The organism is Serratia sp. H402Y (assembly GCF_051172415.1).
GTDB lineage: Bacteria > Pseudomonadota > Gammaproteobacteria > Enterobacterales > Enterobacteriaceae > Serratia > Serratia ureilytica.
The window spans coordinates 55202-77202 of the sequence record NZ_JBPIYZ010000003.1 but is presented as its reverse complement, the minus strand read 5'-3'; the positions used below and the strand labels follow the sequence as shown (position 1 = coordinate 77202).

18 protein-coding genes are annotated in these 22001 nt (G+C 58.7%); 10 read left to right on the top strand and 8 right to left on the bottom strand.

Features of this window, described 5'->3' with window-relative positions:
• Window positions 1-190: 190 nt before the first annotated feature.
• The 4 genes from lpxO to ACSBQS_RS16995 all read left to right on the top strand — a co-directional run bounded on the left by lpxO (window position 191) and on the right by ACSBQS_RS16995 (window position 7754).
• Window positions 191-1096, top strand: a complete 906-nt coding sequence (lpxO, locus tag ACSBQS_RS17010) for a lipid A hydroxylase LpxO (protein WP_033651231.1) — start codon at window positions 191-193, stop codon at window positions 1094-1096.
• Window positions 1097-1396: 300 nt separating this feature from the next.
• Window positions 1397-2317 (top strand): kdo(2)-lipid IV(A) palmitoleoyltransferase, encoded by a 921-nt coding sequence (lpxP, locus tag ACSBQS_RS17005; protein WP_033651230.1) that lies wholly within the window; start codon window positions 1397-1399, stop codon window positions 2315-2317.
• Between the two features lie 115 nt (window positions 2318-2432).
• Window positions 2433-3128 (top strand): CTP synthase C-terminal region-related (seleno)protein, encoded by a 696-nt coding sequence (locus ACSBQS_RS17000; protein WP_434991250.1) that lies wholly within the window; start codon window positions 2433-2435, stop codon window positions 3126-3128.
• Between the two features lie 687 nt (window positions 3129-3815).
• Window positions 3816-7754: a non-ribosomal peptide synthetase gene (locus ACSBQS_RS16995; RefSeq protein WP_434991249.1), complete on the top strand. Its 3939-nt coding sequence runs from the start codon at window positions 3816-3818 to the stop codon at window positions 7752-7754.
• 41 nt (window positions 7755-7795) lie between these two features.
• Here the strand turns inward: ACSBQS_RS16995 and ACSBQS_RS16990 are convergent, their stop codons facing one another.
• Both ACSBQS_RS16990 and ACSBQS_RS16985 read right to left on the bottom strand, forming a co-directional pair.
• Window positions 7796-8485 carry an LrgB family protein gene (locus ACSBQS_RS16990; RefSeq protein ID WP_004936833.1) on the bottom strand — a complete coding sequence of 230 codons (690 nt, stop codon included), beginning with the start codon at window positions 8483-8485 and terminating at the stop codon, window positions 7796-7798.
• Window positions 8478-8900, bottom strand: a complete 423-nt coding sequence (locus ACSBQS_RS16985) for a CidA/LrgA family protein (RefSeq protein WP_434991248.1) — start codon at window positions 8898-8900, stop codon at window positions 8478-8480. Before ACSBQS_RS16985 ends, ACSBQS_RS16990 begins: the two co-directional genes overlap by 8 nt.
• Before the next feature lie 139 nt (window positions 8901-9039).
• Here ACSBQS_RS16985 and ACSBQS_RS16980 point away from each other — a divergent pair, with 139 nt between their 5' ends.
• Entirely contained in the window at window positions 9040-9927 is an 888-nt protein-coding gene (locus ACSBQS_RS16980) for a LysR family transcriptional regulator (RefSeq protein WP_033651228.1), read from the top strand.
• Between the two features lie 76 nt (window positions 9928-10003).
• On the opposite strand, the gene ACSBQS_RS16975 is transcribed toward ACSBQS_RS16980, so the two are convergent.
• The 5 genes from ACSBQS_RS16975 to ACSBQS_RS16955 form a co-directional block, all read right to left on the bottom strand.
• Window positions 10004-11653 carry a Na+/H+ antiporter gene (locus ACSBQS_RS16975; RefSeq protein ID WP_004936822.1) on the bottom strand — a complete coding sequence of 550 codons (1650 nt, stop codon included), beginning with the start codon at window positions 11651-11653 and terminating at the stop codon, window positions 10004-10006.
• Between the two features lie 197 nt (window positions 11654-11850).
• Complete coding sequence (locus tag ACSBQS_RS16970; protein ID WP_434991247.1) at window positions 11851-13212, bottom strand: NCS2 family permease; 1362 nt, start codon at window positions 13210-13212, stop codon at window positions 11851-11853.
• A gap of 333 nt (window positions 13213-13545) precedes the next feature.
• Window positions 13546-13953, bottom strand: a complete 408-nt coding sequence (locus ACSBQS_RS16965) for a VOC family protein (protein WP_015379207.1) — start codon at window positions 13951-13953, stop codon at window positions 13546-13548.
• A gap of 47 nt (window positions 13954-14000) precedes the next feature.
• On the bottom strand, window positions 14001-14669 hold the full coding sequence (locus tag ACSBQS_RS16960) for a glutathione S-transferase family protein (protein WP_434991246.1): 669 nt from the start codon (window positions 14667-14669) through the stop codon (window positions 14001-14003).
• On the bottom strand, window positions 14666-15109 hold the full coding sequence (locus ACSBQS_RS16955; protein ID WP_197666822.1) for a lipocalin-like domain-containing protein: 444 nt from the start codon (window positions 15107-15109) through the stop codon (window positions 14666-14668). The genes ACSBQS_RS16960 and ACSBQS_RS16955 overlap by 4 nt, the downstream gene beginning before the upstream one ends.
• 195 nt (window positions 15110-15304) lie before the next feature.
• Here ACSBQS_RS16955 and bhsA point away from each other — a divergent pair, with 195 nt between their 5' ends.
• From bhsA to ACSBQS_RS16935, 4 genes are all read left to right on the top strand, one after another.
• Complete coding sequence (bhsA, locus tag ACSBQS_RS16950) at window positions 15305-15565, top strand: multiple stress resistance protein BhsA (protein ID WP_042785456.1); 261 nt, start codon at window positions 15305-15307, stop codon at window positions 15563-15565.
• Window positions 15566-15715: 150 nt separating this feature from the next.
• Entirely contained in the window at window positions 15716-16465 is a 750-nt protein-coding gene (locus ACSBQS_RS16945) for a 3-oxoacyl-ACP reductase family protein (protein ID WP_434991245.1), read from the top strand.
• A gap of 263 nt (window positions 16466-16728) precedes the next feature.
• Window positions 16729-16941 carry a DUF1471 domain-containing protein gene (locus ACSBQS_RS16940; protein ID WP_033644427.1) on the top strand — a complete coding sequence of 71 codons (213 nt, stop codon included), beginning with the start codon at window positions 16729-16731 and terminating at the stop codon, window positions 16939-16941.
• Window positions 16942-17059: 118 nt separating this feature from the next.
• Window positions 17060-18124, top strand: coding sequence for a cyclase family protein (locus tag ACSBQS_RS16935; protein WP_231922813.1), 1065 nt, complete (start codon window positions 17060-17062; stop codon window positions 18122-18124).
• 85 nt (window positions 18125-18209) lie between these two features.
• Here ACSBQS_RS16935 and ssb1 read toward each other — a convergent pair whose 3' ends face one another.
• Window positions 18210-18740 (bottom strand): single-stranded DNA-binding protein SSB1, encoded by a 531-nt coding sequence (gene ssb1, locus ACSBQS_RS16930; protein ID WP_004936793.1) that lies wholly within the window; start codon window positions 18738-18740, stop codon window positions 18210-18212.
• 277 nt (window positions 18741-19017) lie between these two features.
• Between ssb1 and uvrA the strand changes: the two genes are divergently transcribed.
• Complete coding sequence (gene uvrA / locus ACSBQS_RS16925) at window positions 19018-21846, top strand: excinuclease ABC subunit UvrA (protein WP_033644422.1); 2829 nt, start codon at window positions 19018-19020, stop codon at window positions 21844-21846.
• Window positions 21847-22001 lie beyond the last annotated feature (155 nt).

Sequence of the window (22001 nt, the reverse complement as noted above, 5' to 3'; positions counted from 1 at the left end):
CCCTTGAACGATTTAAGAATAGGACTAAAACCAAAAAAATCGATATAAAATTTTATTACAAACAGTTTTATTGATTTTTTATGCCACTAAGCAGCATGAGCGGGGAAAGCGCACGAAAAAGTTAAATTTTTCCTGTCACAAAACTATAATTTGTACGAATTTTTAACAAGCACTAACAGGGATGGATTCTATGGTTGCCGCGATCATTATCGGCATTTTTATCATCAGCTTCCTCTACGCACACTCCCGCGGCAAAGAGAAACAAAAGCTTACCCGTCAGCTGTTCGATCACTCCACGTTTATGGGGCCGATCAACATGTTTATGACCGGTTTCTCCCGTTTGCCCGCCAAACAGCCCTATTTCGACGAAAAAGGCTTCCCGGAGCTGCAGACGCTGACCGACAACTGGCAGACGATCCGCGAAGAAGCGGTGCGCCTGCAGGATCACATCAAAAAGGCGCAGTCGCACAACGATGCCGGCTTCAACACCTTCTTCAAACGCGGCTGGAAACGTTTCTATCTGAAATGGTACAGCGACAGTCATCCTTCGGCGCAGACGCTGTGTCCAAAAACCGTCGAGCTGCTCAACCGCATCCCGTCGGTCAAGGCGGCGATGTTCGCCGAGCTGCCACCCGGCAGCCACCTGGGTAAACACCGCGATCCTTACGCCGGCTCGGTGCGCTATCACCTGGGGCTGATGACGCCCAACGACGATCGCTGCTTCATCGAAGTAGACGGCGAGCAGCACAGCTGGCGCGACGGCGAGGCGGTGATCTTCGACGAAACCTACGTGCACTGGGCGCAGAACGCCACCGATCAGACGCGCATCATTCTGTTTTGCGACGTCGAGCGGCCAATGAAATGGCGCTGGGCGCAGGCGGTCAACCACTGGGTCGGCGCTACGCTGATGTCGGCGGCCAGTTCGCCGAACGACGATCAGGACCGCACCGGCGGCATCAACCGCATCTTCAAATACGTCAACGCGGTGCGCGATGCCGGCCAACGCCTGAAAGCGCGCAACCGCCGCGGTTACTACCTGCTGAAATGGCTGGTGATCGCCGCGATCTTCGCCGCGATTATCATTCCCAGCCTGTAAAACGCGCCAATCCTCAACTCAGGGGCAACGCGAATGAGAATATTCGCATGCCCCTCTTCCGCCACACCCCGTACCCTGTGTTAGCATAAGCATTCCTAGAGCCGCCTCCGCTGGCCAACAGCTATCCCTCCGAAGCCTGATAGCAGCGCAAACCGCCCTTCGAATGTAAATGTTTAGTCAATTATGGAATTCCGACTAAACCCTGGCCGTACCCGGGTGTCTGAGTAGTCGTATCGCTATCGAGTGGAACCTTTATGCGTTACAGCTTGCTGCCCCTTTTAACGTATAAAACGAGTTTCTATGAAATCAGCCAAAGCATTTCAACTGGCCTTGCTGCACCCGCGCTACTGGCTAACCTGGTTCGGCCTCGCTCTGCTGTTCCTGCTGGTACAGCTCCCCTATCCGCTGCTCTACCGTCTGGGGGTGTGGATGGGACGCACCTCGATGCGTTTTCTCAAGCGCCGCGTCACCATCACCCGTCGCAACCTCGAGCTGTGCTTCCCCGAGATGGACGAAGCGCAGCGCGAGCGCAAAGTGGTGGGCAATTTCGAATCCCTCGGCATGGGCCTGCTGGAAACCGGCATGGCCTGGTTCTGGTCAGATAAACGCGTCAAGCGCTGGTTCAACGTCTCCGGCATCAACCACCTCAAAATGGCGCAGCGCGACGATCGCGGCGTGCTGGTGATCGGCGTGCATTTTATGTCGCTGGAGCTGGGCGGCCGGGCGATGGGCCTGTGTCAGCCGATGATGGCGATGTACCGTCCGCATAACAACAAGGCGATGGAATGGGCGCAGACCAAAGGCCGCATGCGTTCCAACAAGGCGATGATCGATCGCAAGGATTTGCGCGGCATGGTGCATGCGCTCAAGCGCGGCGAGGCGGTGTGGTTCGCGCCGGATCAAGACTATGGCCCGCGCGGCAGCGTATTCGCGCCGCTGTTCGCCGTCGATAAGGCCGCCACCACCAGCGGCACCTTCATGCTGGCGCGCATGGCCAACCCGGCGCTGGTGCCGGTGGTGCTGATCCGCCGCGAAGGCGGCCGCGGCTATGACCTGCTGATCCAACCGGCTCTGGAAGACTATCCGCTGAGCGACGAACAGGCGGCCGCGGCTTACATGAACAAAGTGATCGAGAAAGAGATCATGCGGGCGCCGGAGCAATACATGTGGCTGCACCGCCGTTTCAAAACCCGACCGGCTGGCGCGCCCTCGCTGTACTGACCCTCTTTTTTCAGCCCGGCCAACGCCGGGCTTTTTTGTGCGCCGCGTTTAAAAAATCTGCGGCTCGGGCTCCCGCTTTCCTGTAATCTCCTTTTTTACCCGCACAGGAAAGGAAATGATGAAAGCTCAAGTCCGCATTGCTCTGGTCGGTGATTACAACCCGCAAGCCGTGGCCCACCAGGCTATCCCCGTGGCACTCCAGCTCACCGCCGCCCACCTCGACATCGACGTTCAGCCCCAGTGGCTCCCGACCGAAACCCTGACTTCCCCCGACGCGCTGCAAGATTTCGACGCCATCTGGGTAGTGCCAGGCAGCCCGTATCGTCACGACGACGGCGCGTTTATGGCGATCCGTCATGCGCGGGAAAACGACGTGCCGTTCCTCGGCTCCTGCGGCGGTTTTCAATACGCCATCGTCGAATACGCCCGCAATGTGATGGGCTGGCACGACGCCGGTCATGCGGAAACCGACAGCGGTGGCCGGCTGGTGATCGCCCCATTGAGCTGCTCGCTGGTGGAAAAAACCGGCGACATCGTTTTTCAGCCTGACACCCGCGTCGCGCAGGCCTACGGCAGCCTGAACGCCCATGAAGGCTACCACTGCAACTTCGGCGTGAATCCGGACTTCGTCGCCGATCTGCAGCGTTTCCCGCTGATCATCAGCGGCCACGACACCGAAGGCGACGTACGCGCCATCGAACTGCCGGGCCGGCGTTTTTACGCCGCCACGCTGTTCCAGTCGGAACGCGCCGCGCTGCGCGGCGAGCTTTCACCGCTGGTGGTGGAACTCGTCAAAGTCGCCGCACGCTAATCCGGCGCTCTCCCTGACCAAGGGGGCTTACCGCCGCAGCGGGGCAACATTCCCGCTGCGTTTTTTCATTTGAATACCTTTCAGCGTTCCCCCTATGTATTTATCCGCTCATCCAAGTTAACCGATTAATTTCCGCATAATGGATTATTCACCGCAGTTTAATTTAATCGTCACATTAACCTGCTGGTTTACAGCAAAATTAAAAATAAACAAAACCATAAATCGGCAATAAACTTCATTTTTATCATTGCATTTATAATTATATAACATAAGAAATTCTTTATAATATTTTATGATTCAGTCCGTTATCCTTTCCTGATAAAGAAGCATCCATGCTCTCCCAAGTGATACCCTCACCGCCCCCGGCAATTCACGCCAAACTCAAAATAAATAAAAATCACCATAAAACAAAAACATACATAAATTTAGTCGTTCAAAAAACCAACAAAAACGATCTTCCGTGATAGCCACCTGAAAGCAGAATGAGGAAATAATTAATTTAAAATTAAAGTCATTGTCAATTATTTCATATGAAATAAGAACAATAAAAATAATTACACAAAAACAATTAAAAATATTTAATGTAAAAGCAGGCTAATTTAACAACCACCTTTTATAATGTTCGAGTGCTTGGCTACGACTCACTCTATTTAATTCGCTTAATTCCTTATTTGTGGAGGTGGTTCCGTGTCCGCTTATTCCCTGTCGACCGTGCAACAAGCCGTGTGGCTAGACCAATCTTTAAACCCCGACATCCCCTTATATAACGTTGGGTGTTTATGGCGCGTAGAGCGCGAGATTTCGCTGCCGCTGTTTCAAGAAGCCATACGGCAAATACAACAACAGCATGATGCGCTGCAAACCACGCTGAAAGAAACGCCGCAAGGCATTATTCAGGAACCCCGCGACCGGGCCTATATCGACCTGCACTACCACGACTTTTCACAGAGACAGGATGCCGTCGGCCAGGCAGAGACACACCTTCGTTCTCAATTCCTGCAGCCTTATTCACTGTATGACAGCCTGCTTTGGCGCTGCCACCTGGCCAAAGTCAGTGAATCCAGCACGCTATGGCTACTCGCTTCCCATCACCTGATCGCGGACGGCACCTCAATTTCGCTGCTGAGCAAAATGATCATGGAGCGTTATAAGCAATTAAAAACAGGAGTAAAAAACGAAGTCACCCGCTCTCGTTACCAAGACTTCGTTATCAGCGATCGAACCTATCAACAGTCGCCACGCTACGGGCGCGATCGTGATTTTTGGTTGGAACGCTTCGTCAACGCGCCCCCCTCCATGCTGGAACGCCGCCAAAATCACTGCGAGCAACAAACCTACCCCAGCAACCAGATAATCAAGCGGTTGCCACGCGAGCGTTTCCTTCGGTTGGAGCAGTACGCCGCCGCACAGGGCGGTTCTGCGATGCATTTTTTTAGCGCTCTGCTGGCCACCTGGTTCGCCCGGATTTGGCAAACCGATCAATTCACGCTAGGCGTGCCGGTACATAACCGCAGTACCGCCGAACACAAGCAAACCTTGGGCATGTTTTCCTCAATGATCCCACTGCGCATCACGGTCGATTCACAGCAATCCTTCGGCCACTTACTGCGGCAAATCGGCAGCGAACTGCGCCAATGCTATCGCCACCAGCGCTTCCCCATTGCCGAACTCAACCGCCAATTGAACCTGCATCAGCAGGGGCGGCGCCAGCTGTTCGACATCAGCTTTTCGCTGGAGGTTTTTCCGACTGACATCGAACTGGAGAGCAGCCAGTTCAAGGTGGAAAACCTGCACCACGGTCAGGAACAGTTGCCCCTCGGCATCTACCTGCGCCATTACCATCCAGGTGACGATCCGCTGCTGGAATTCAACCTCAACCAGGCCTGGTTCAGCCTGGAAGACGGTGAGCGCATCGCCGCCCGCATACTGCACCTGCTGGATACGCTGCTGGACGGCGATCCGGCGCTGCCGCTGGGGCAGTTACCGCTGCTGTTACCGCAGGAAAGACAGCAAATCTTCCATCAATGGAATGAAACCCGGCAAACATGGGCAAACATGCCGGAAGGCATACACCAATTCTTGGAACGGCAGGCCGCGCTGACGCCGGAAGCACCGGCGTTGTGCTACGAAAACCAGGAGATCAGTTATCAACAGCTCAATCAGCGGGCTAATCGATTGGCTGCTTTTCTCCGGCTGCAGGGCTTACAGACTGACGATCGCATCGCGGTATGCGTCAACCGCAGCCCGAATATGGTGATTGCTCTGTACGCCATCCTAAAGGCGGGCGCCGCCTATGTACCGATCGATCCCGACTACCCACAAGACCGTCTGCGTCACATGCTGCAAGATTGCGGTGCCCGATTCGTGCTGATCGACGATGGCGGCGAACACGCGCTGCGCCCGCTACGCGACATCGCCGTGCCACGGTTACACCTACAGCGTGAGAGCTACCTGTGGCGACAAGCGCCGGATGACAACCCGCCGCCACTGGCCGCCGATGTGCAACGCAGCCTGGCTTATGTGATCTATACCTCCGGCTCGACGGGAAAACCTAAAGGGGTGATGAATGAGCATCGCGGGGTGATCAACCGTTTACTTTGGATGCAGCAGGCTTATCCACTGACGCCGGAGGATGTTGTGCTGCAGAAAACGCCGTTCAGCTTCGACGTTTCTGTCTGGGAGTTTTTCTGGCCGATGATGATCGGTGCCCGGCTGGCCATCGCCAAACCCGGTGGTCACCAGGAACCGGATTATCTCAGCGCCTGCATCGCGCAGCACGGCGTGACCACACTGCATTTTGTCCCCTCGATGCTACAACTGTTTTTACGTCACGGTGATATGGCGCAGTGTGCCTCTCTGAAACGCATTATGTGCAGCGGCGAGGCGTTGCCGCTCGCGACGGTACAACGCTGCCTGCAGCAGTTACCGCAGGCGGAACTGCACAATCTCTACGGCCCGACCGAAGCGGCCGTAGACGTTTCCAGCTGGCAATGTCTACCCGATGATCCACGCCCCTTGGTACCGATCGGTAAACCGATTGCCAATACCCAGCTCCATATTCTCGATGACCAACTGCAGCCGTTACCCCCTGGTATCGCCGGTGAATTGCATATCGGCGGTATTCAGGTTGCTCGCGGCTATCTGAATCGCGAGGAGCTGAGCGCCGAACGCTTCATCGCCGATCCCTTCAGCCCCGAGCCGCAGGCTCGCCTGTATAAAACCGGCGATCTCGCCCGCTGGCTGCCGGATGGCAACATTGAGTATCTGGGCAGAAACGATTTCCAGGTCAAAATCCACGGCCTGCGTATTGAATTAGGCGAGATCGAACAGCAGCTCAGACAGTGTCCGGGCGTTGAAGACGCCGCCATTCTGGCGCGGGAAGACGAAAGCGGCGACAAACGCCTGGTCGCCTATGTCATCGCCCCTGAGCAAACGGCCGACGTCACCGCATGGCGTCGGCAATTGCAGCAACACCTGCCGGACTTTATGGTGCCGTCCTGTTTTATCCGGCTGGATGCTTTCCCGTTGTCGCCCAACGGCAAGCTGGATCGCAAGGCTTTACCGGCACCGGCCAACATGCATAAAACCGCTGCTTATGAAGCCCCGCAAGGCGATCTGGAACAGCAGCTTGCCGAACTGTGGAGCGAGCTGCTCGGTACAACGCGTATTGGCCGCGACGATGACTTCTTCGCGTTGGGCGGCCATTCGTTGCACGCCATTCAACTGCTGGTCAAACTGAAGCGACACGGGCATTCGCTAGGCATTAAAACGCTGTTTGCTCACCCGACGCTGCGCGGCCAGGCCCGTATTCTCACCGATGGCGTACCCGCAACGACGCCGGCCACCTCAGAACCCCTGCAGCAGCTGTTGACGCGTCTGAATCAAGCCAGTTTTACCTTTAAACAGGTGGAGCGCCTGAATCACGCCATCGCCGCCGAAAGCGTCTGGATGATCCACCCAGCCGTCACCGGCTGCGACGTGTATCGCGATCTGGCGAACTATTTAGAAAAAGATTTCAATGTGTTAGGTATCAACAATTACAATCTGTTCCAACAGCCGCACATCACTTCGCTACGCGAGCTGGCGGCGTATTATCTCGGCCATATGCGGCTGTCACCGGCACGCCCCGTCCGTCTGTTGGGTTGGTCGCTAGGGGGCTTGATCGCGCTGGAAATGGCCGCTCAGCTGGAAAGTCAGGGCTATCGCGATATCCAACTGTTCCTGCTTGATACCTTCTACCGAACCCCATTCCAAATCCGCAGCGAGCCGGGCATGTTGGCGGCGATGCTGGCCATGTTGGGTATTGACGGTGAGGCCGCCGACCGGGCATTAAAAGCAGAGCCGACGGAACTGGCTTTGGCGAAACAAACGCTCAGCGCACCGTTGCAACATGCCCGCATCACGCTGTTCAAGGCAACCGAAGATGCAAACCTGAATATCACCGGCCTGGGCGATGAGCGGGAACTTCTGGCGATTGCCGACAATGGCCTGTCGGCAATCAGCCAACATCTGCAGGTGCACCCGCTAGCCTGCAATCATCACTCTATTATCTTCAGCCACGAGGAGATAGGACGCGCCTTGCGACAGTCATTGCGCACGCCGGCGATGCTCGGCAACCTTCCTTGACGCTCTACGGCCTGCGGCGCCGTTCGCCGCAGGCCATCTCCTTACCACATCAGCCGGCCGATCAATGGCGCGGCCACGACCGTGATGATGCCGGCCAGCATCATCACCAAACTCGACACCACGCCCTCCTGCGGCCCCAGCTCATAGGCGCGGGCAGTGCCGGCGCCGTGCGACGAGGCGCCAAATCCGGCGCCCTTCGCCAGACGGCTGCGCACCGCCAGCCGCAAAAACAAAATATCCCCCACCGCCATGCCGAACACCCCGGTGATCACCACGAACAGCGCCACCAGATCCGGCTGCCCGCCCATCTGTTTGGCGGCCTCCAGCGCGAACGGCGTGGTGATCGACCGCACCGCCAGGCTGCGCTGCACCTCTTCCGGCAGCGTCAACAGGCGCGCCAGCCACACCGAGCTGTACACCGCCACCAGCACCGCGGTCGTTACCCCGGCGGTCAGCGACAGCCAGTGGCGACGGATGATATGCAGATTCTCGTACACCGGCACCGCGAAGGCGATGGTCGCCGGCCCCAGCAGCCACAGCAGCCAGTGGGTTTCACCGATGTAGTCCTGATAGGAGATATGGGTGACCACCAGCAGCAGCACCAGAATCATCGGCGTCAGCACCAGCGGCATCAGCAGCAACGTGCGGCGGCGGCGATAGAGTTTCTTGTTGGCGAAATACAGCGCCAGCGTCGCCAGAAAACAGGCCAGGCTAAGGATAAAATCATTCATGGCGCTGCTTCCGCCGCTGCAGCCAAATCTCCAGCCGATACACCCTGTCCACCACCAGCCCGGTGGCGCCCAGCGTCAGCACGGTGCTGACTGCGATCACCAGAAAGATCTTCCAGCCCTCGACCATCAGCAGCTGGGCATAGTTGACCACCGCCACCACCGCCGGCACGAAAAACAGCAGCATTTCCGCCAGCAGCCAGCGGGAGCCGGCCTTGACCCAGTTGAGCGGCAGAATGCGCAGCAGGATCAGCGCCAGCAGCATCAGCATGCCGACGATATTGGCGGGGAGCGGCAGGTGGAATTGTTGCACCAGGCGATCGGCGATCAGGAACAGCGCCGCATACAACGCCACCTGAATCGGCACCTGCAAACGGGTCAGCAGGGAGGGGGCAACGCGGCGTAACGCCAGAGACATGAAAGATGACCTCAAACAATAATTGACGGCCTACAGTATACGCAGCCGGGAAACCACGCCTGAAATGAATTAAAATTATCGACATCATGCCGTCCGGGAATAGTTTCCCGCCGGTAGCGTCCCCAAGGAGAACCCTAACGTGGATGTCCGCACCCTGCGCTACTTCGTTGAAGTGGTGCGCCAGCAAAGCTTCACCCGCGCGGCGGAAAAACTGTTCGTCACCCAGCCCACCATCAGCAAAATGCTGCGGCATCTGGAGGAGGAGCTGGAATGCACGCTGCTGATCCGCGAAGGCCGCAAGCTGCGCCTGACCGACAGCGGCCAGGCGGTGTATCAGCGCGGCCTGACGATCCTCGACGAATTCCGCCAGTTGGAGGCGGAGCTGGAAGACATCAGCTCGGTGAAAAAGGGCGTGTTGCGGCTGGGCATTCCGCCGATGGTCGGCAGGCAAATCGCCGATCTGATCCGCCGCTTTCGTCAGACCTACCCCGGCATCGAATTGAAGATTTCCGAGCTGGGCGGGCTGTCGGTCGAACAGGCGGTGATGTCCGGCGAACTGGATCTGGCGATGACGGTGTTGCCCTTCGACTCGGAGCAGCCGCTGACCTTTCTGCCGCTGCTGGGCCACCCGATGTGCGTGGTGGCGCCGCGCACGCCGCAGTGGCTCAACCGCACCAGCATCAATATCGCCGAATTGGCCGACAGCCCGATCCTGATTTATAACGAAGACTTTGCGCTGTACAAGATGCTGATGAAGGCGTTTCGCCTGGCCGGTTTTGAACCGCAAATCGCGGTGCGCAGCGGCCAATGGGACTTCCTCGCCTCGATGGTGCAGGCCGGCGTGGGCATCGCCATGCTGCCGGAGCCGGTTTGCCGCTGGCTGGATAAGGAAAACCTGGTCTGGCTGCCGCTGGAACCGCGCATGGAATGGAAAATCGGCCTGATCTGGCGCCAGGGCAGCTATTTGTCGCACAGCGCGCAGGCCTGGATCGCCTGCTGCCGCGACTACTGGCCGCCGGTCAAGTAGCCAAAAAACAAGGGCCGCACAGGCGGCCCTTCACGATGGGGATAACGAGGAAAAACGTTTATTCCTCCCTCTGCGTTTACCCCTCGCGCTCGATCAACAGCGCTTCGAGCAAATCGAGATCGTGCAGCAGTTTTTGCAGCGTCTCGTTGCTGATTTTCTGCGTGGCACGCAGGTGGTACAGCTCGCCGCGCTCGGCGCGCAGCGCCGTCAGGCGGAAACGCCGCTCGAGGTTTTCCATCGCCAGCGCATTCTCGATATCGTCTTTCGACGCGATACGCCGCCGCAGCATGCCCGTCACCCGCGAGCTGACCTCTTTCAACACCTGCGGATCGAGGTTCTCTTCGGTATCGGCGACCAGGCGCTCTTCCATTTTATTCACGCTCTCGATCGCCACCTCGGCCGCCATGGCGATTGCCATGCGCTCTTCCTGCTTGCTGGCGCTCTTGTCGGTCACCTGCACGCCGCGCAACAGCAGCGGCAACGCCAGCACGCCGACAATCAACGACAGCAGGATCACCCCGGCGGCGATAAACACCAGCTGATAGCGCGCCGGGAAGGCGGTGCCGTCGCTCAGCAACAGCGGTATCGACAGCACGCCGGCCAGGGTAATCGCCCCGCGCACCCCGGCGAACGACGCCACCCACAGCTCACGCGTGCTGTAATCGCCGAACTGCAGCGGACGCTTTTTCATAAAGCGGTTACTGGCCTTCTTCATCACCCACAGCCAGGTGAAACGCAGCACCAGCAGCGCGGCGTAGATGGTGGCCACGTCGGCGAACAGATACCAGGTCTGAATGGTCGGATCCAGCTCCGCCTGCAGGATGGAGGTTTCAAGAATGCCCGGCAGCTGCAGGCCCAGCATGATGAACACCATGCCGTTGAACACGAATTCCAGCATCGCCCATACGCTGTTGGCGCGCAGGCGCATCGCCAGCGGTGCGTTGCGGATCACGCCGGATTGGCTGATGGTCATCCCCGCCGCCACCGCCGCCAGGATGCCGGAAACGCCGATATGTTCGGCGATCAGGTAGGACGCGAACGGCAGCAGCAGCAGGAACACGATCTGGGTCGCCGGATCGTCGCCGCTCCAGCGGCTCATCACCCGCAGCGATTTACTGTAAGTCCAGGTGACCGCCACGCCGGCCAACAGGCCGCCGATCGCCACTTTGAGGAATTCAAGGGTCGCGCCGCCCACGGTGAACACCATCGTGCCCATCGCCACCGCGATGGCGAACTTGAGCGACACCAGGCCAGACGCGTCATTCATCAGCGCCTCGCCCTCGAGCACGCCCATGATCGGCTTGGGAATCCGCCCTTTGCCGACGATGCCGGACAGCGCCACGGCATCGGTCGGCGACAGCACCGCCGCCAGCGCGAAGGCCGCCACCAGCGGAATGCCCGGCACCATGGCGTAGATCAGATAACCGACGCCGACCACGGTGATCAGCACCAGCACCAGCGCCAGGCCGAGAATTTCACGCCCGTGATGCAGGAACTCGCGCGTCGGCGTTTTCCAGCCGTCGGCGAACAGCAACGGCGGGATGAACAGCACCAGGAACAGTTCGGGATCAAAATCGACGTGCAGCCCGAAATGCGGCCAGGCCAACAGGGCCCCGATGGCGATTTGCATCAGCGGCAGCGGCACCTGGAACGGCAACATGCGCGTCACCACCCCGGACAGGGAGACCACCAGGATCAAAATGAGGATTGTAAAAAAGATTTCCATGCTTTCCTTAGACTCTACGATTCAGACGACATCGGCTCAGGGCCTGCGTTGGTCCCGATAGTAGATCACTTTTTTTACAGCCGTTAAAGCTTGTTGTGCCTTTCAAAACGCGGTGCAGAGCAGAAGAAGACTTATCTTAAGAAGGGAATTGCCGTCACAGGCTCCCCCGCCCGATGGGCGAGGGAAACCCAAGAGGCTTAAATCGCCCAGCCGCCGGCGTAGAACGCCACCAGCGCCACGGCGATCAGCACGGTGCCGATGTTCAGCTTGCGCCATTCGCCGGAGAAGATGCGGCCGATGACCAGCGAGCTGAAGCCCAGCATGATGCCGGTGACGATGTTGCAGGTCAGCACGATGAACACGGCGCACAGCAGGCCGGCCATCGCGTCGACGAAGTCGTTGAAGTCCAGCTTGGTGACGTTGCTCAGCATCAACAGGCCGACGTACATCAGCGCCGGCGCGGTGGCGTAGACCGGCACCAGATAGGCCAGCGGCGACAGGAACAGGATCAGCAGGAACAGAACGCCGACCACGGTGGCGGTCAGGCCGGTCTTGCCGCCCGCGGCGGTGCCGGCGGCGGACTCGATGTAGACCGCGGCGGGCGCGGCGCCCACCAGCCCGGAGAAGATGCTGCTCAGGGAATCTGAGGTCAGCGCCTTGCCGCCGTTGATGATCTGGCCGTCTTTGTCCAGCAGGTTGGCCTGCCCGGCTACCGCGCGGATGGTGCCGGTGGCGTCGAACACCGCGGTCATCACCAGCGCCAGCACGCTCGGCAACACCACCGGCTGCAATGCGCCCATGAGATCCAGGCTGAAGATCAACGATTTGCCGTCAGCGTCCGCCAGGCTCGGCATGGCGAACAGCCCCTGATATTTCACCGCCGGGTCGAAGATCAGGCCGATGATGGAAATGGCGATGATCACCAGCAGAATGCCGCCGGGCACGCGCAGTTTCTCCAGGCCGAAGATCACCGCCAGGCCGACCAGCGTCATGACGACCGGGAAAGAGGTGAACGCGCCGAGCGCCACCGGCAAGCCATCCAGCGGGTTCTTCACCACCAGGCCGACGCCGTTGGCGGCGATCAGCAGCAGGAACAGCCCGATGCCGATGCCGGTGCCGTGCGCCACGCCCATCGGCAGGTTGCGCAGGATCCAGGCGCGGATGCCGGTGACCGAGATGACGGTGAACAGCACGCCCATCAGGAACACCGCGCCCAGCGCCACCGGAATGCTGATATGTTGGCCGAGCACCAGGCTGAAAGCGGTAAAGGCGGTCAACGAGATCGCACAGCCGATGGCCATCGGCAGGTTAGCCCACAGCCCCATCAGCAGCGAGCCCAGACCGGCCACCAGACAGGTGGAAACGAACACCGCCGCCGGCGGGAAGCCCGCTTTGCCCAGCATGCTCGGCACCACGATCACCGAGTACACCATCGCCAGGAAGGTGGTCAGCCCCGCCACCACCTCCTGACGCACGCTGCTGCCGCGCGCGGAAATTTTAAAATAGCCATCAAGCCCGCCGGTTGGTTTTGCGGCGTGGTTCGCTTGAGAGTTCGACATAGGTTACTTCCCCTGTGTTTCATGAATCGGCCCGTCGCAGCAGGCCTGTAATCTCGCCCGCGCCTGATCGCTACGTAATCGTTTACGTCACGTTCCGCTTCCTTGCCCTTCCGTCGCACCGCCAACGGCGATGCGCACCAAGGCAAACGTTTAACTCGCAGCGCGCGGTACGGGTGATTTATGGTGGTTTATTCAAGGCAAACGATTATCCTGCCTTCCCTAGCGTCTAATCAACTAAAGATCGCGGCAATTTATGCAGAAAGCGGCGGGAAAGGCTTCTGCGCGAAAAGACGGGGCGATCCGGCGCCCCTGCCAGCCTGTTTCACGGCGATCTTATTGCGCCTGCACCGCTGCGGGATCCATATACATCAATTCCCAGATATGGCCGTCCAGGTCCTGAAATCCGTGGCCGTACATCACGCCATAGTCCCGCGGCGGATGATAGGTATTGCCGCCGCCGGCGATCGCCTTGCGCACCAGTTCGTCCACCGCCGCCCGGCTGGGTTGCGACAGGCACACCAACACTTCGGTGGCCTGTTTGGCGTCGCCGATCGGGTTCGGGGTAAACATCCTGAATTTGTCGTGAGTCAGCAGCATCACGTAAATCGTGTCGCTGACCACCATGCAGGCGGCGGTATCGTCGGTAAATTGCGGGTTGAAACTGAAGCCGAGCTGGGTGAAAAACGCCATAGAGGCGGGCAGATCGCGTACGGGCAGATTTACGAAGATTTGCGTAGCCATGGGCTACCTCCGATGAAGAATGACCCCATCGAGTATAGCCCATCCGCTTAACTCAGCAGGTCGTAAGGGCCGCCCTGTTCCAGCGCCCGCTGGTAAGCGGGCCGGGCGTGGATGCGCTGCAGGAAGCCGCGCAGTTTCGGGCAATTGTCCAACGCGCCGCGCGCCGCCATCGCCTCGAGCGGGAAGCTCATCTGTATGTCCGCCGCGCTGAAATCGTTGCCGACGAACCAGCTGCCCTTGTTCAGGTGCTGTTCGAGATACTCGCAGTGCGGCGCGATCTGTTTGTCGAGGTATTCGCGCTGTACGCCCTTGCCGATCGCGCCCGCCACCGGCCGCAGCAGCCAGGGGATCGGCGGCTGGCCGAGACGGCTGAACACCAGCTTCATCACCAACAGCGACATCAGCGATCCCTCAGCGTAGTGCAACCAGTAGCGGTATTGCTGGCGCGCGTGGAAGTCCGTCGGCATAAACATGCCCTGTGCGTCGTAGGCTTCCTGCAAGTATTCGATAATGGCGCCGGATTCCGCCAGCGTCAGATCGCCATCGACGATCACCGGCGATTTGCCCAGCGGGTGGATCTTTTTCAGCGCCGGCGGCGCCAGCAGAGTGTGCGGATCGCGCTCGTAGCGTTGCACCTGATAGGGCACGCCCAGCTCTTCCAAAAACCACAGAATGCGCTGCGACCGCGAGTGATTGAGATGATGAACAATGATCATGATGACGCTCCTGTCCGCTGCCACACCAGTTCGCCGATCTGCACGCCGTTGCCGAGCTGCAGCGGCACCGTGCGCAACGTCAGCCGATCGGCGTTAAAGGCGTAAAAGCGCACCTGACGGCTGCCTATCCAATTGGGGAACGAGCAGCCTTCAACCTGATGCACCACCCGTTGCTCGCTTTCTTCCACCTGATAACGGCCGAAATAGCAAATCATATTGATGAAGGCGGCATGGATCTCCCGCTCGGATCCCTGCGCCAAATCGTCGGCGACGAAACGCGGCCGCACGTCGCTGTATAGCTGCGCCGCCATCGTGCCGTTGGCCTCATAGTGGATGCGCCCCAACACCTGCTCGCCCAGCGGGTAATTCAGCTCGCCGTTCTGGTTTTTGAACGCCGACGACACCAACGCCCAGCTGCCGATAAACGCGTTTACCGTCATGACGCTTCTCCGGTTAAGGATCGTCTGTAAAGGGTAGTGGCAATTTTTGCCGCACGCCAACGGCTGAAAAACCATCAATTTATTTGACAGAGATACTCAAAACTCTCCGATTTTTTATTCACACCCGGTGCACTAGTATTTAACACATCGAGAGACAACGCGCTCTCACCTAATAAATACTCTGAGGAACACATCATGAAAAACGTCAAAATTTTTGCTACCGCTGCACTGCTGGCTACCGCTTCTTTCGCGACCTTCGCCGCTGACCTGCCAACCAGCCAGCCAGCCGCAGACGCGCAGAAAATCGGCGTAGTCACCGTGAGCGGCGCCGCCAACCTGAGCGCGCTGGAAAGCGAACTTGCCAGCAAAGCCGCTGCGTCGGGCGCCAGTTCCTACCGCATCGTCGCCGCCGGCGGCCAAAACAAACTGTACGGCACCGCAGAAATCTTCAACTGATCGTCGGACAGCCAATCGACGGAAGAAAGAAGCCCCGCAAGGGGCTTTTCTCGTTTCAGGCGGCCAGAGCTCTTTGTGGACAGTGATCGCCATTCATTTCACCCATACTGAATGACAGCGCAATACCCTCACCCACTTTGGAGAAATAGCATGACGACAGCAGAACCTCTGCAAGGCAAAGTCGCATTCGTTCAGGGCGGCTCCCGCGGCATCGGCGCCGCCATCGTGAAACGGTTAGCGAACGAAGGCGCCGCCGTCGCCTTTACCTACGCCGCCTCGGCCGATCGCGCCGAAGCGGTGGCGAGCGCCGTGACCGCCGCCGGCGGCAAAGCCCTCGCCATCAAGGCCGACAGCGCCGATGCGTTGGCGCTGCAGCAGGCGGTTCGCCAGGCGGTGAGCCACTTCGGCAACCTGGATATTCTGGTGAACAACGCCGGGGTGTTTACATTGGGCAGCACCGAAGCGCTGGCGCTGGACGATCTGGATCGCATGCTGGCGGTCAACGTGCGCAGCGTATTCGTCGCCAGCCAAGAGGCGGCGCGCCACATGAATGACGGCGGGCGCATCATCCACATCGGCAGCACCAACGCCGAACGCGTGCCGTTCGGCGGCGCGGCGGTGTATGCGATGAGCAAATCGGCGCTGGTCGGCCTGACCAAAGGCATGGCGCGCGATCTCGGCCCGCGCGGCATCACCGTCAACAACGTGCAGCCCGGCCCGGTGGACACCGAAATGAACCCGGACGCCGGCGAGTTCGCCGATCAGCTCAAGCAGCTGATGGCGATCGGCCGCTACGGCAAAGATGAAGAGATCGCCAGTTTTGTCGCTTACCTGGCGGGCCCGCAGGCGGGTTACATCACCGGCGCCAGCCTGAGCATCGACGGCGGCTTCTCGGCGTAACATCCAAGCCCCGCGAGGGGCTTTTTATTGGCTTGCCGCAGTATGCAAGCCTGACGACGTCTATGCACGCTTGTTTCCCCTTCCCACGCTTTACGCCGCCAATCCCGCGTGAAAGACAACAATCGAATCAGTTTATGTACAAAAACGGAATAGTTTATTGACGATTCTGTTATTTATTCACCTCACTGCCCCCTTTATCCTTCGCTCCATCGTGTCGTACCGGACACCCTTATTTTTCGAATTGTCGAACACAGGATAAAGATATGAAAACCATGACCACCGTTATTTCACTCGCTCTTTTTTCCACGCTGTCGTTTAACGCTGCAGCAGAGAGCGTTACCGCAACCGGCAGCACGCTGGATTCCACCGAAGCCCTCATCGCTAAAAAAGCGCAAGAGGCCGGCGCAAGCGGCTACAAAATCACCAGCGCCTATATGGGTAATTTCGTCACCATGAGTGCTGAGCTGAAAAAATAATATCAATGACGCCGCTCGCCCGGCGTTATTTATTTCCGCATAAAGAAGTCATCGTCGGGTGGTTATTCACCACGCCTTGTTATAAGGCATTACGCTAATACACCCCGCGCACCCAAAAATGAGCTTCTTTCTCCACCGGTTATTATTCGGCGGCCTGATGTCGCCCATGTCCGGACGGCTCATTTTCATTCACCCTGCAATACGTTTTTATAAGGATGAGTCACTGATGAAATCATTGTATCGCCTCTCCCTCTTGCTGCCTTTGCTTGCCACAGTGCCTGCACACGCCGCAGAGTCCGCCGCTCAGCCGTCAGACTGGTATCCTTCCGTTTACGGTGCAAAAGACGAAATCGGCGCCGCCAACCTGCTCACGCCAGAAGGGGTATTACAGTCCGTGCAGTTGGTAAAACAAGGCAAGACATTGTCATTGGCGGTGCCCGTCGATAAAGATTTCCCGGCGTTCCGCCACCGCAGCTTCCGCTTATATAATATTCAGCCTGGTCAGCAGGACGGTAAAACGCTTGGCCCAAATAAATTCACCTTTAATGATGAATTGGTGAATGCCTGGACCGGCGTCGGCACTCAGTTGAATGGCATTGGCCATATCGGCATCGACAATGTTTATTATAACGGCAATAAGGCGGCGGATTTCGTCACCGTAGATGGCGTGAAAAAATTGGGCGTGGAAAAAGTGCCGCCCATGGTCACACGCGGCGTCGTACTCGATATGACGGCTTATTATAATAAAGCGATCGTTCCGGGCGGCACCGAATTTTCCGTTGCGGATATTCAAGCGGTGCTTAAAAAGCAGGGCATCAGTTTACGCAAAGGCGACGTTGTCTTGTTCAACACCGGCTGGCTGGAGCTGATTGGCAAAGACAATAAAAAGTTCCTGGAAGTTGAACCGGGTATCGGCATGGAAGCGGCGAAATGGTTGGCTGACCAAGGCATCGTGGCCTTCGGCGGTGATACCTGGGCTTCCGAAGTATACCCTAACCCGAAAAATGACGAAGAGTTCCCGGTCAACCAATACCTGCTGGCCAAACGCGGCGTCTATAACCTGGAACTGATCGACAGCCGCCCACTGGTGCGCACGAAAACCTGGGAATTCCTGTTCGTACTGGGGCAACCGCTGTATGTCGGTTCAACCCAGGTCAACATCAACCCGGTAGCAATTTACTGATTGGCAACACCGCCGCAGAAAATCAGCGGCTAACGAACACAAAAAACCCCGCCTGAGCGGGGTTTTTTTAGCGCTGTTACCAGGCTTAGAACGGAATATCGTCGTCGAAATCCATTGGCGGTTCGTTGCTGGTCGCCGGAGCGCTGTTCTGCGCCGGACGAGACTGCTGCTGGCCGCCGCTGAACTGGTTGCCGCCCTGTGGCTGTTGAGGCTGGCCCCAACCGCCCTGGCCGCCGGCAGATTGACCTGCCGGTGCGCCGCCGCCCTGACGGCCGCCCAGCATCTGCATGGTGCCGCCGACGTTAACCACGATCTCGGTGGTGTAGCGATCCTGGCCGCTCTGATCCTGCCATTTACGGGTCTGCAGGGAGCCTTCGATATAGACCTGAGAGCCTTTGCGCAGGTATTCGCCCGCCACTTCAGCCAGTTTGCCGAACAGCACAACGCGGTGCCACTCGGTCTTCTCTTTCTGTTCGCCGGTCGCTTTGTCACGCCAGCTTTCGGAGGTCGCCAGGGTAATGTTGGCCACTGCGCCGCCGTTCGGCATGTAACGGACTTCTGGATCCTGACCCAGATTCCCGACCAGAATTACTTTGTTTACGCCTCTGCTGGCCATGAGCACTTCTCCCGATGATTGATTTCTACACAGTATAAACGCGTCAGTTTACCACGCTGAGTACGAAACCACACCCGTGTTGATAAGTGCGAATTGCATTCCAGAATTGTCTTTCCAATCGACCTTATTGCATTCGCATACTGGATATCCATTCAGGTTTTTTTGTGTCATAATTATGCGTTTCGACCTGGCTGTGCCGGTTTTTTGCGAGATCCATCACAAAATCCCCCGCAAAAATCGCGACAGGCGCGGTGTATCATCAAGACGGGAAGTGTAAATGGACAATATCGAAGTTCGTGGTGCTCGAACCCATAATCTGAAAAACATCAACCTGATCATCCCGCGTGACAAACTGATCGTCGTCACCGGCCTGTCCGGTTCCGGCAAGTCTTCGCTGGCTTTCGATACGCTGTATGCCGAAGGGCAGCGGCGCTATGTCGAATCACTCTCCGCCTATGCGCGCCAGTTCCTGTCGCTGATGGAAAAACCGGACGTCGACCATATTGAAGGTCTGTCGCCGGCGATCTCCATCGAGCAGAAATCCACCTCGCACAACCCGCGATCCACGGTCGGCACCATCACCGAGATCCACGACTACCTGCGTCTGCTGTTCGCCCGCGTCGGCGAGCCGCGCTGCCCGGATCACCATGTGCCGCTGGCGGCGCAAACCGTCAGCCAGATGGTCGACAACGTGCTGAGCCAGCCGGAAGGCAAGCGCCTGATGCTGCTGGCGCCGGTAGTGAAAGATCGCAAGGGCGAACACACCAAAACGCTGGAAAACCTGGCCGCTCAGGGCTATATCCGCGCGCGCATCGACGGTGAAGTGTGCGATCTGTCCGATCCGCCGAAGCTGGAGCTGCAGAAAAAACACACCATCGAAGTGGTGGTCGACCGTTTCAAGGTGCGCGACGACATGGCGCAGCGCCTGGCCGAATCGTTCGAAACCGCGCTGGAGCTCTCGGGCGGCACCGCGGTGGTGGCGGACATGGACGACGAAAAAGCGGACGAGCTGCTGTTCTCCGCCAACTTCGCCTGCCCGATCTGCGGCTACAGCATGCGCGAACTGGAACCGCGCCTGTTTTCCTTCAACAACCCGGCCGGCGCCTGCCCGACCTGCGACGGCCTGGGCGTGCAACAGTTCTTCGATCCGGATCGCGTGGTGCAAAACCCCGAGCTGTCGCTGGCCGGCGGCGCAATCCGCGGCTGGGATCGCCGCAACTTCTATTACTTCCAGATGCTGCGCTCGCTGGCGGAGCACTATGAGTTCGACGTCGAAGCGCCGTTCAACACCTTGAGCGCCAACGTGCAGAAGGCGGTGCTGAGCGGCTCCGGCAAAGAGTCGATCGAATTCAAATACATCAACGATCGCGGTGACACCACCGTGCGCCGCCACCCGTTCGAAGGCGTGTTGCACAACATGGAGCGCCGCTATAAAGAGACCGAATCCAGCGCGGTGCGCGAAGAGCTGGCGAAGTTCATCAGCAACCGCCCTTGCGCCTCGTGCCACGGCACCCGCCTGCGTGAAGAAGCGCGCAATGTGTTCGTCGAAGACACCACGCTGCCGGAGATCTCCGATCTGAGCATCGGCCATGCGATGACGTTCTTCCAGAACATGAAGCTCAGCGGCCAGCGCGCCAAGATCGCCGAGAAAGTGCTGAAAGAGATCGGCGATCGCCTGAAGTTCCTGGTGAACGTCGGCCTGAACTACCTGTCGCTGTCCCGTTCGGCGGAAACGCTCTCCGGCGGCGAAGCGCAGCGTATCCGCTTGGCCAGCCAGATCGGCGCCGGTTTGGTGGGCGTGATGTACGTGCTGGATGAGCCGTCGATCGGCCTGCACCAGCGCGACAACGAGCGCCTGCTGGAAACGCTGATCCACCTGCGCAACCTCGGCAACACGGTGATCGTGGTGGAGCATGACGAAGACGCCATCCGCGCCGCCGACCACGTGATCGACATCGGCCCCGGCGCCGGCGTGCACGGCGGCCAGGTGGTGGCGGAAGGCACCGTCGATGACATCATGGCGCAGCCGGAATCGCTGACCGGCCAGTTCCTCAGCGGCAAACGCGAGATCGCCATCCCGGCGCAGCGCGTGCAGGCCGATCCGACCAAGGTGCTGAAGCTGAGCGGCGCGCGCGGCAACAACCTGAAGGACGTGACGCTGACGCTGCCGGTCGGTCTGTTTACCTGCATCACCGGCGTGTCCGGCTCCGGCAAGTCGACGCTGATCAACGATACGCTGTTCCCGATCGCCCAGCGCCAGCTTAACGGCGCCACCATCGCCGAGCCCGCGCCGTTCCGCGAAGTGACCGGCCTGGAACATTTCGACAAGGTGATCGATATCGATCAGAGCCCGATCGGCCGCACGCCGCGCTCCAACCCGGCCACTTACACCGGCATCTTCACCCCGGTGCGCGAGCTGTTCGCCGGCGTGCCGGAGTCGCGCAGCCGCGGCTATACGCCGGGCCGCTTCAGCTTCAACGTCAAGGGCGGGCGCTGTGAAGCCTGCCAGGGCGACGGGGTGATCAAGGTCGAGATGCACTTCCTGCCGGACATCTACGTCCCGTGCGACCAGTGCAAAGGCAAACGCTATAACCGCGAAACGCTGGAAGTGAAGTACAAAGGCAAGAGCATCCACGAAGTGCTGGAGATGACCATCGAAGAAGCGCGCGATTTCTTCGACGCGGTGCCGGCGCTCGCGCGCAAGCTGCAAACCCTGATGGATGTCGGCCTGTCCTACATCCGCCTCGGCCAGTCGGCCACCACGCTCTCCGGCGGTGAGGCGCAGCGCGTCAAGCTGGCGCGCGAGCTGTCGAAACGCGGCACCGGCCAGACGCTGTATATTCTCGACGAACCGACCACCGGTCTGCACTTCGCCGATATTCAACAGCTGTTGGCGGTACTGCATCAGCTGCGCGATCAGGGCAATACCATCGTGGTCATCGAGCATAACCTGGACGTGATCAAAACCGCCGACTGGATCGTCGATCTGGGGCCGGAAGGCGGCAGCGGCGGCGGCGAGATCCTGGTCGCCGGCACGCCGGAAACGGTCGCCGAGTGTGAAAAATCGCACACCGCGCGCTTCCTGAAACCGCTGTTGGAAAAATAACGGCGGATGATACGCTCAACGAGGCGCCCTATTCCGCCTCGTTGAGCAATCAACCTATCCCTCTGCGAGAAACATTAAATACCCTTCGCTGCATCATTCCTTTAAAAACAGGCGCTTTGAACCCAGCCAATAATAAACTCGCCCCATCATGCCAT

What these genes read in the sequence shown, in the direction of transcription:
- lpxO (WP_033651231.1), top strand. Translation starts at nt 191, where the DNA reads ATGGTTGCCGCGATCATTATCGGCATTTTTATCATCAGCTTCCTCTAC.
- lpxP (WP_033651230.1), top strand. Translation starts at nt 1,397, where the DNA reads ATGAAATCAGCCAAAGCATTTCAACTGGCCTTGCTGCACCCGCGCTAC.
- ACSBQS_RS17000 (WP_434991250.1), top strand. Translation starts at nt 2,433, where the DNA reads ATGATGAAAGCTCAAGTCCGCATTGCTCTGGTCGGTGATTACAACCCG.
- ACSBQS_RS16990 (WP_004936833.1), bottom strand. Translation starts at nt 8,485, where the DNA reads ATGAATGATTTTATCCTTAGCCTGGCCTGTTTTCTGGCGACGCTGGCG.
- ACSBQS_RS16985 (WP_434991248.1), bottom strand. Translation starts at nt 8,900, where the DNA reads ATGTCTCTGGCGTTACGCCGCGTTGCCCCCTCCCTGCTGACCCGTTTG.
- ACSBQS_RS16975 (WP_004936822.1), bottom strand. Translation starts at nt 11,653, where the DNA reads ATGGAAATCTTTTTTACAATCCTCATTTTGATCCTGGTGGTCTCCCTG.
- ACSBQS_RS16970 (WP_434991247.1), bottom strand. Translation starts at nt 13,212, where the DNA reads ATGTCGAACTCTCAAGCGAACCACGCCGCAAAACCAACCGGCGGGCTT.
- ACSBQS_RS16965 (WP_015379207.1), bottom strand. Translation starts at nt 13,953, where the DNA reads ATGGCTACGCAAATCTTCGTAAATCTGCCCGTACGCGATCTGCCCGCC.
- ACSBQS_RS16960 (WP_434991246.1), bottom strand. Translation starts at nt 14,669, where the DNA reads ATGATCATTGTTCATCATCTCAATCACTCGCGGTCGCAGCGCATTCTG.
- ACSBQS_RS16955 (WP_197666822.1), bottom strand. Translation starts at nt 15,109, where the DNA reads ATGACGGTAAACGCGTTTATCGGCAGCTGGGCGTTGGTGTCGTCGGCG.
- bhsA (WP_042785456.1), top strand. Translation starts at nt 15,305, where the DNA reads ATGAAAAACGTCAAAATTTTTGCTACCGCTGCACTGCTGGCTACCGCT.
- ACSBQS_RS16945 (WP_434991245.1), top strand. Translation starts at nt 15,716, where the DNA reads ATGACGACAGCAGAACCTCTGCAAGGCAAAGTCGCATTCGTTCAGGGC.
- ACSBQS_RS16940 (WP_033644427.1), top strand. Translation starts at nt 16,729, where the DNA reads ATGAAAACCATGACCACCGTTATTTCACTCGCTCTTTTTTCCACGCTG.
- ACSBQS_RS16935 (WP_231922813.1), top strand. Translation starts at nt 17,060, where the DNA reads ATGAGCTTCTTTCTCCACCGGTTATTATTCGGCGGCCTGATGTCGCCC.
- ssb1 (WP_004936793.1), bottom strand. Translation starts at nt 18,740, where the DNA reads ATGGCCAGCAGAGGCGTAAACAAAGTAATTCTGGTCGGGAATCTGGGT.
- uvrA (WP_033644422.1), top strand. Translation starts at nt 19,018, where the DNA reads ATGGACAATATCGAAGTTCGTGGTGCTCGAACCCATAATCTGAAAAAC.